The sequence below is a fragment of the Streptomyces sp. ID05-39B genome (genome assembly GCF_033794725.1).
Classification (GTDB): domain Bacteria; phylum Actinomycetota; class Actinomycetes; order Streptomycetales; family Streptomycetaceae; genus Streptomyces; species Streptomyces bobili.
This window is the reverse complement of record NZ_JARGEF010000042.1, coordinates 33,941-42,875: the sequence shown is the minus strand read 5'-3', so window position 1 is coordinate 42,875 and position 8,935 is coordinate 33,941. Positions and strand designations below refer to the sequence as shown.

At 70.3% G+C, this 8,935-nt stretch carries 6 protein-coding genes; 2 read left to right on the top strand and 4 right to left on the bottom strand.

All coding sequences use genetic code 11. The features are described from left to right. A partial coding sequence (locus P1P75_RS12565; RefSeq protein ID WP_319254624.1) for a hypothetical protein occupies nucleotides 1-1,078 on the bottom strand: 1,078 nt, incomplete at its 3' end. Between the two features lie 322 nt (nucleotides 1,079-1,400). Here P1P75_RS12565 and P1P75_RS12560 point away from each other — a divergent pair. Together P1P75_RS12560 and P1P75_RS12555 are read left to right on the top strand one after the other, a co-directional pair. Next, nucleotides 1,401-3,326, top strand: a complete 1,926-nt coding sequence (locus tag P1P75_RS12560) for a condensation domain-containing protein (protein WP_319254622.1) — start codon at nucleotides 1,401-1,403, stop codon at nucleotides 3,324-3,326. Between the two features lie 86 nt (nucleotides 3,327-3,412). Next, complete coding sequence (locus tag P1P75_RS12555; protein WP_319254620.1) at nucleotides 3,413-5,062, top strand: carbamoyltransferase C-terminal domain-containing protein; 1,650 nt, start codon at nucleotides 3,413-3,415, stop codon at nucleotides 5,060-5,062. A gap of 11 nt (nucleotides 5,063-5,073) precedes the next feature. Here P1P75_RS12555 and P1P75_RS12550 read toward each other — a convergent pair whose 3' ends face one another. The 3 genes from P1P75_RS12550 to P1P75_RS12540 form a co-directional block, all read right to left on the bottom strand. Beyond that, nucleotides 5,074-6,984, bottom strand: a complete 1,911-nt coding sequence (locus P1P75_RS12550; protein ID WP_319254618.1) for a condensation domain-containing protein — start codon at nucleotides 6,982-6,984, stop codon at nucleotides 5,074-5,076. Nucleotides 6,985-7,330: 346 nt separating this feature from the next. Then, a complete protein-coding gene (locus tag P1P75_RS12545; RefSeq protein ID WP_319254617.1) occupies nucleotides 7,331-8,116 on the bottom strand; it encodes an ABC transporter permease in 786 nt (261 codons plus the stop codon). Between the two features lie 33 nt (nucleotides 8,117-8,149). Then, nucleotides 8,150-8,932 (bottom strand): ABC transporter permease, encoded by a 783-nt coding sequence (locus P1P75_RS12540; RefSeq protein WP_319254615.1) that lies wholly within the window; start codon nucleotides 8,930-8,932, stop codon nucleotides 8,150-8,152. Between the last annotated feature and the right edge of the window lie 3 nt (nucleotides 8,933-8,935).

The window sequence follows — 8,935 nt, the reverse complement described above, 5'->3', positions numbered from 1 at the left end:
CCGCCCGCAGCGTCACTGTCGCCGCCACCCCCGCGAGGGCGCCCCACAGCAGTGCCGCCGTCACCCCCTCGCCGAGGCCCGACGCCACGTACAGCAGTCCTGAACTCGTCCCCGTCCCGTCCTGGGCCATGCGCAGTGACTGCGCGGCCAGCAGGCCGAGGACGGTCGCGCAGACTCCGCCCGCCGCCATCGCCGGGACGGACACGCGGGTGAGGAGGCCGGGCAGCCAGCGCAGGGTGCACCAGACCACGGCGAGGAGGAGGACGTCTCCGAGGCGGTACAGGAGCCAGTCGCCGAGCGGGGCGCCGGCCGGGCCGGACCACGCGCCGAGCAGCAGCCACTGGCGCAGCAGGTCACCCGGTTCGCCGAACCGCCCGTTGCCCGTGAAGGCCGTCTGGAGGCTGGCGGCGTTCGAGTGGTACGACAGGACGATCAGGGAGATGGAGACCACCGCGGTTCCGGCGGTGGCGGCCAGCACGGCCGGCCGCGCCGGAACGTTCTCTCGCGGCTGCGGCTCGGTGTCCTTCAGTGCCAGCCGCGCCACGAACACCGTCCATGCCGCCGTGACCAGCGCCACCGGTACCGCGATCTGCCGTCCGGCCGAGGAGGCGGACGCCAGTTGCGGCAGGAACCGGTAACTACCGTGCCCTCCGGCCGCGATGAGCCAGGGCGCGGACACCGTCACCGCCACGGTCGCCGCCACCAGGCCCCAGGCCCACAGGGCGAGCAGCGCGGCCCACGTCCGGCGGCCGGGCTCGGCGGGAAGTCGCCGGACAAGGAGGAGGGCCCCGGCCGTATAGAGGACGAACACGGCGGCGAAGCGGATCTGGATCGCCGTGTGGTGCAGGTCGAGGTAGCGGGAGGCGCCGGTCCCGTCGACGTAGCCGCCCGCGGTCCCGGAGGGGTCGTACGCCCAGGGCAGCAGCCATCTGTGGAGGTCGGCGACGGCCGCGAAGCCGAGAACGTCGTTCGCGCCCTCCAGGCGCAGCGCCTCGGCGCTCGCCCCCGCCCACCACAGCAGCAGCGTCACCATCAACCCGCCCGCCACGGCCGGTATCGCCGCACGCCGGTATTCCATGTCCTGCCCCCGTGTTCGCTTGACTCGTCGCCACAAGTCGCCGTGTTCCAGGGGAGGTTACGCGGTCACGGACACATGCCGATCACGGCGGCGCCAGCCATGGTCAGATACGGGGGAAAGCGCTTGTCGGCCCGTCGCTCCTGTGTCAGGCTACGTGGCGCTGGATCTTGCACGGCCGTGACAACTCGCCGACAACTCGCTGAGATGTGGAGCCCATGGTCCGAAGAAGTGTGTGGTTCAGAAGTGCCGGTCTCGGGGTGCGGTGCGCGGTCGGGTGCCCTCGCCCGAGGTCAAAGGAAGACTCTCGCCCACCCGTCAAGGGATGACCCGACCAGAGCGTGGGCGACTGGATGCCGGAACTCCCCTGCGACGAGGCCCTCTTCAGTACGGCATAGCCCAGCAGGAGTGGCTCTACTACCGGAAGCACGGGCGGGCACGCCACCCACGCCAGTGCCTGTGGCTGGATCTTCCCGCCGGTCTGTCCTCGGAGGAGGTCGGTGGAGCCGTCTCCCTCATGGTGGAGCGACACGAGGTGCTGCGAACCACCTTCCCCGCCGACCACAAGGGCGATCCGGTGCAGACCGTCTGGCCTGCGGTTCCTGTTCCCTTGCAGCGGTTCGACCTCTCCGGTGCTCGCCCTCGGACCGCCGAACTGAACGCCTTCTGCGACGCCCCGTTCGACGTGTTCACCGTGACGCCGTTGCGCGCCGCTGTGATCCTGCGGGACGCGGGGCAGCGCCAACTCCTGTTGGTGCTGGCCCACATCGCGATCGACTACCGGGGCCAGGAGGTCCTTCGCGAAGAACTCACCGAGGCCCTGTCGGCGGCAGCGTCAGGTCGACCCGTGGTGCTTCCTCCCGTCGTGTGCCAGCCGCTCGATCACGCCCTCGCGGAAGCGGGCGCCGACGACGGTGGCTGTCTCGATCACTGGCGGAGCGTCATCTCCGCCGCGCCGGCCGGCATCTTCCCCACCGCCGTCATCCCGGAACGGGTCCGCTACACAAGGGTGGGCCTGGCGTCGCCGGCGCTCGGGGAGGCCCTCCCCCTCCTTCACCGGGGGCACCGTCCGCCGCTGGAACCGGTACTCCTCACGGCGCTGGCCATCTGCCTCGCCACGATCTGCCGGCAGCCCGTCATACCCCTCTCGTGCACCTGGCCCGCACGCGAGCCCGAGCGCACGAGGAGACTCGTAGCGTCGGTGATGCGGGACATCATCCTGAACATCGACCTGTCGGACGCCCCCTCCTTCGTCCAGGCCGTCCACAGGACCGATGAGGCGATGCGTTTATGCGCGCGGCACAGCCAATACGATGTCTACGGCCTCATCGAGGCCGACTCCTTGATCAACCGTCGGCGCGGCGCGTGGCGCCGATCCGCTGTCTTCGTGAACCTCGGACTCGGCCCGGACCCGGCGTGGCCCCGCACAGCGCCCGAGCCGGACGCCGCCGGTCTGCGCGGCCTGCTCCGCGACAGTTCGGTGACGGCCGAGACAGGAGCCGAGGAACACTACGACGACTTCAACCTGTACATGTCCCTCGCCCATGGCGAGGGTGGCCGTCCGGAGATCTTTCTCGCGGCGAACCAGGCGGTCCTCACCGAGTCCGAGGTCGTCTCCGTCGCCCGGGGCATCGAGGCGATGCTCGTCGAACTCGCCCTGGCCGACGACCTGTCCATGGCCGAGGCACAGCGAGTGAGCGGTCTGAGGCCACGGCTGGTCGGCGAGGACTGGATCTCGGTCGAGGGGTCGTGGTTCCACCGCGGGCTCACCGAGGAGATACTGCGCAGGCATGACGGGGTCGCCTCCGCGAGCACGCGGCTGGAACCGGACGGAACGACGGTCGCGTACGTCGTCACCCGTCCCGAGGGCCCGTCGCCCGCCGAACTCCGCGAGTTCCTCCTGGCGCACCTGGACTTCCGGCACGCCGTGGTGGTGCCCGAGCGCGTCGTCGTGTCGGAGGACGCCGAGTCCGAAGGGTGGATCGCCCCGGAGGCCGGGGAGAACACAGCGGAACGAGCCGTGCGGGAATCGGTGCGGGCGGCCAACCAACTCGGCGACGTGGACATGTCCCTGAGCTATGTGGAGGCAGGCGGCCTGCTGAGGCGTGTGCCCGTGGTTCTCGCCCGACTGCGGCAGCAGGGGGTGGAGGGCTTCGTCGCCGGTGACTTCCTGCGGCCGTGCAGCCTGCGCACGCTTCCGCTGCTGCGAACGTCGCGCCAAGCGCCGAGCCAAGCGCTCGCCCGGGAATGAGCGAAGAGCTCCGGTTCCCGCGACCCGTGACCACCACCCGATTCCGCCCGACGAGCCATGGGAGAACCCAGATGTGGATCCTTGGTGTGAACGCCCCGCCCGCCGGGTGGCACGACGCCGCCGCCTGCCTCGTGGACGGCGACGGAAACGTCATCGCCTACTCCGAGCAGGAGCGTCACAACAGAGTCCGCCATGCGATCGGTGATGGCTTCAACAAGCCCGTCGGCGCGGCGCGGTTCTGCCTCGACCAGGCGGGAATCACCATCGACGACATCGACGTGATCGCCATCGGCTGGAACATCGACCAGATGTTCCCCGGGTTCTTCGCGGACGAGCGCGAGCTGGCCACGCACGCCACCGGCTTCGACTTCCCGGGACGGCTGCCCGAGATCGTCCGCATCCCCCACCATGAGGCACATGCCGCGTCGGCCTTCTACGCCTCACCGTTCTCCGAGGCAGGCGTACTGGTCATCGACGGAAACGGTGAGAACGAGTCGACCAGCATCTGGTCCTTCTCCTACGGCCGTGCGCCCGAACTCAAGCGGGGCTGGCCGCGCACGGCCTCCCTGGGGTATGCGTACGACGGCGCCTCCGAGTGGCTCGGCTTCCACCATCTGAACGCCGGCAAGACCATGGGGCTGGCCGCCTACGGACGGGCCCAGGGGCTCTCGGTGGAGACACTGGTCGACACCGACGGCGGTGACCTCCGGCTGGCGGTCCCTCCGCTGCCGGAGAACCACGGACAGGCGACGATCGACGAGATCGGGCGCCACTACGGTGCCACGGTGGCCGCCTGGCGCGACCTCTACACCAAGCTCGCCGGGGCCGATGGACCCGCCGTCCCGGTGCACCGGCTGACCGAGGACCCGGCAGCCGTGCTCGTCGCCTACACCGCACAGCGCCTGATCGAGGACGCGGTGACGTCCCTCGCCGCCACGACCAGACAACTGGCAGGGGTGGAGGAACTCTGCCTGGCGGGAGGCGTGGCGCTCAACTGCAGCGCCAACGGCGTACTGCCGGGGACCGTGTTCGTCCCGCCCGTCCCGCACGACGCCGGTGTGGCACTGGGAGCCGCGTGGACGGTGTGCCCCCCGAAGCGGCCGGGCGAGGCCATGAGCCCCTATCTGGGTGAAGACGTCCGGGCACACGGCGTCACGCACCCGGAGACGGCCGGTCTGCTGCGCACCGACTTCGACGCGGACCAGGTCACGGAGCTCCTGCTCGACGGACAGGTCGGCGCGGTCGCCCAGGGAAGGGCCGAGATCGGCCCGCGCGCCCTGTGTCACCGCTCGATCCTCGCGGTGCCGGACACGGCGGAGGTACACGCCCGAGTCAACCGGATCAAGCACCGCGAACGGTGGCGCCCGTTCGCCGGCGTCACGTTCGCGGAGTACGGAGGCAGGCTGTGGGAGCGGCAGGAGCACCTCAGCCGTTACATGCTCGGCGCCGCCCGTGTGACCGACGAGGCCCGGCGGGCCGCTCCCGGTGTCGTGCACGTCGACGGCACCACCCGCCCGCAGGTCCTGGCTCCCGGTGCGGCTCCGGCGGTCGAGGCGGTACTGGAAGGGCTCGCCGGCCGTGGAGCGCCCCCCGTCCTCCTCAACACGTCCTTCAACGACAGGGGCGAGCCCATCGTCAACGGTGCCACGGACGCCCTCGCGGCGTTCCGTTCCATGGACCTGGACTTTCTCGTCCTGGACCAGGCGCTCTACCGGAAGGCTCCCCGGGCCCGATGAGCGCCGCCTGATCAGCGGCGCGGGCGTGCCCGCGATGCGGCGTCCTGCGAGCGCAGGCGCGCCGCCAGCGCGGAAAGGTCGCAGGGTAGTCGGAAGTCGTTGAACCGCAGCCCGGTGAGCCCCTGTCGCTCGAGCAGTTCCAGCACCTTGGGTACGCACGCCAGGCGTCCGCCCGCCTCCACGTACCCGTCGTGCATACTCACCGCTTCCAGGCCGCATGCCCGGATCACGGCATCGTGCAGGGCCTGTTCCCGGCCCGCGGCGGGGCGGGCGGGGCGGGCGGAGCAGGGCTCGGACCCGGAGCCGGTCCCGGCGAGCTTGCCGTTGATCAGGAAGCGGTCCGGGACGACCAGGGCGTGCCGCGGCCCCACCTTGTTGAGCAGGAACCGGCGCAGTGCGAGGGCATCGGTGTCCGAGCCCTCGACGGTGACCGCAGCGCGAAGCGAGCCGTCGTCGTCGGCGAAGGCCCGAGCACCGGTGACGCCCGGGTGTTCCCGCAGAGCCGTCTCGATCAGGCGCAGATCGGCCCACGACCCGTCGACCGTCACCCACCGCGCGTCCCGGACGCCGTCTCGGACCCCGTCCCGGACCCCGTCCCGCAAGCCGGGGTCCGGCAGGAACTCCGCGCAGGCCAGATGGGGATCGTCGGCGAATCGGACCAGGATGCGCTCGACCCGCAGCATCAGGTCGAGGGCGCCCTCCGCGTCCAGCACGGCGTCGTTGGCGGAGAGGAACAACTGCGGACGGCCCTCGGGGCCGGGAGCCGCCGACATGTACAGGAGGTGCGGGCCGTTGTCGAAAGGCACCGGGGGCAGATGCGTGTGCTCCGTGCGGCCGCGGGCGAGCAGCGGGGCGAGGTCGGCCGAGGAGTCGCCGTCGCCGTCCGCGCTCTCCGCCTGCGCCCTGTAGTGGAAGTTGACGAAGACGCCTGGATGCGTGCGCGCCCCTCTGTGACGTCCTGCCCTTGCCTCGGCTTCCAGCAGCTCCAGTACGTCGCAGTCGCTTCGTCTCGCGGCCCGCAGACTGGCGTGCATCGCTGCCCCGGCCAGGTCCTGGAACCGGCCGTCACGGGGAACGCCGATGGCCACAACGAGGTCCCTCATGACGGAACCCATCATCTGCCGAGTGGCCCGACTCGCCCGGGACGACCACGAGGTGGCGAGCGCGATGCGGTCCTGCCCGGACACCGCGGACACGGCCAGGCCCACTGCCGCGAGGAAGGCGGAGGAAGCCGAAAGCCGCCGACCGACGCGGGTGAGCGCGGGGCCCAGCGCCCAGGAGTCCAGGCGGACGTGGTGGTACCCGACCTCCGGTGGGATCACCGGGACGGCGAACGGGCCACTCGGAACGTGCCGGAACTCTTCTTCCCAGAAGCGCAGATTCCGCGCCCGGACGGCTCTCAGCCGCTCCGATCGTTCCAGTCGCGCCTGATCGACGGGGTGGTGGACCACGGCAGGCAGCTCCGGCGGCTCACCGCACGCGATCGCGTCCAGGATCGTCCGCAGATCCCGCAGCAGGATGTCCATCGACCAGGCGTCGACTGCGATATGGGCCATCACCAAGGTCAACTGCCGTTTGCCGTCGCCTCGTTGCGTGACGGCGGCCCTGACGGGCCACTCCTGCTCGATGCGGAACGGCGCCCGCAGTGAGTCGTCCGACGGGTGAAGGCGCACCAGCTCCGGGTGCCACACCTGCTGCACCGCATGACCGCTCTCGTCCCGGGCGAAGGTGGTGCGCAGAACCTCGTGGCGGGCGACAAGGAGGCTGACAGCCTCCTCGATCTGCCGCTCGCCGAGTGAGTCGGGAAGTTCCACGTCGACGATCGGACCTCCGAACGGCTCCGATCCCTCGCACACCGTGTGGATCCATTCCACCTGGCACAGCCCCGACTGCAGAGGGCCCGAACGCTCCAGCATCGGCATGAGGACGTCCTTCGTTCAGGAGCCGGGTCGGCTCAGCTCGGACAGGCGGCTCCACGGGCTCGACGGCGTCGCGAAGGTCTTCCTCGCCACTGCCGCGTGGGCGGACCGCAAGCGCAGTCCGTGTGCTCCGGACGACGCTCCGCCCCGCGGGCGCCAGGCTGGGGCTCTCGTCTGGATCACGCCGGGCTCGCGGGGTCGGGCACCGCACCGGCCGCGTTGTCGTCGCTCTTCCCCACTGCCCGAAAGGCGTGGGAGGTACCCCCGGCATCAGACCCCGCTCTCTGCTCCGACCTGATCCAGACGAAGCACCCTAGTGCGCCGAGCCCGCCTCGGGTTCTCGGAAAGATCAATCGGCCAGCAATCGGTTCAGCCGGCGCCGAGCGAGCATGAATCCGGCCACGGACATGGCCAGCAGATAGCAGACATGGCCCGCCGTCCCCGAGGTGAGGCGGCCGACGGACAGGTCCCGCAGCAGCTCCACGCCCTGGTAGAGAGGAGTGAGCCGTACGATCTCCTGCCCCCAGCCCGGGTAGGTCTCCAGGGGGAAAACGGTTCCCGAGCACATGGTCATCACGAGCATCCAGATGCTCACCTGCTCGAAATCCTCCCAACGGCGCATGAACGTGGTCGCGGCCATGCTGACGGCTGCGAAGGCCAGGCTGATCAGTGCGGCACCCGGCACCGCCAGGAGAATCCACCACGAGGGTGCCAAACCGAGGGCCGCCAGGGAGACCAGGAACGCGGACGAGTAGATCCCCCCGCACAGCAGTGCCCAGGCGGTCTCGCCCGCGGCCAGCTCGCCGATCGTGAGCGGAGTGGCCAGGTATCCCTCGTACAGGCGCTGGGTGAGCTTGGCGTAGAAGGAGTAGGTGGTCTCGTTGACCACACCGGAGACCGCGGCCGTGGCAAGCATCGCCGGGGCGACGAACTGCTCGTAGCTCATGATCTGCCCGTGGACGGTGACCTCGCCGATCAGTCTGCCCATACCCATGCCGAGGGCGAGGAGCAGAATCACCGGCTCCAGGAGCGTGGAGAGGAAGTTGGGCCAGGCACGGCGGTTCAGCAGCAGGCCCCGCACCACGAACGTGCCGGAGCGGTGGAGTTTCGCGCCCGCTGTCGCGAAGGTGGGCATGGGCGGCGACCTCTGATTCTGGACGGTGTGCGGTCAGTCGGACAGGTGGCGCCTGAACACCCACCGCGTCAGGGTGAAGCCGACCGCCACCCACAGCAGCAGGACCCCCAGATGGCCGGCGAGGGACAGCGGGGTCGTACCGGAGCCCGAGCCGGCCATGAACGCGCCGGAGAGGCCGCGGCAGAGCTCGACTCCGTGCCACAAGGGAGAGATCCGTATCAGTGGCTGCACGGCCGTCGGCAGGTCTCCGACGGGGAAGAACACCCCGGAGAACATCGACAGCGGCAGGACCACCAGACGGGACACGGTCATGAGGTTGGCCGAACTGGTCAGCCGCCCGGTGAAGGCGAAGAGGGGAGCCGCCGCCGACAGGGCCACCAGCATGGCGACCGGCACCAGCAGCAGGCACAGCACGCTGTCGAACACGCCCAGCAGAGCTGCAACGGCGCAGAAGACCACGGCCGACACGGCCGCGCGGACGGTGATGAAGAACAGGTGGCCGGCCAGTACCTGACCCAGGCTGAGGGGGGCCGTGAGCAGCCGCTGGTACCGGTGGGTCAGCCGGATCGCGGCGTAGAGCGGGAAACCCGCCTCCTCCGCGGCCGTTTGGAAGGCGACGACGGCCAGGAGCGCGGGCGCCAGGAACTGGACGTAGGAGAAGCCCTCGACGTCGTTCTCCACATAGCTGCCCGCTCCGATGCCGACGACGCCCAGGTACAGCAGCGGCATGAGGAAGCCGGTGAAGGTGGTGGTCCGCCAGGTCCTGCGATAGAGGGTGAGGTGGAAACGCGCGACGCGCAGGGTGCCGTTCAGCATCGT

What these genes read in the sequence shown, in the direction of transcription:
- P1P75_RS12540 (WP_319254615.1), bottom strand. Translation starts at nt 8,932, where the DNA reads ATGCTGAACGGCACCCTGCGCGTCGCGCGTTTCCACCTCACCCTCTAT.
- P1P75_RS12550 (WP_319254618.1), bottom strand. Translation starts at nt 6,984, where the DNA reads ATGCCGATGCTGGAGCGTTCGGGCCCTCTGCAGTCGGGGCTGTGCCAG.
- P1P75_RS12560 (WP_319254622.1), top strand. Translation starts at nt 1,401, where the DNA reads ATGACCCGACCAGAGCGTGGGCGACTGGATGCCGGAACTCCCCTGCGA.
- P1P75_RS12545 (WP_319254617.1), bottom strand. Translation starts at nt 8,116, where the DNA reads ATGCCCACCTTCGCGACAGCGGGCGCGAAACTCCACCGCTCCGGCACG.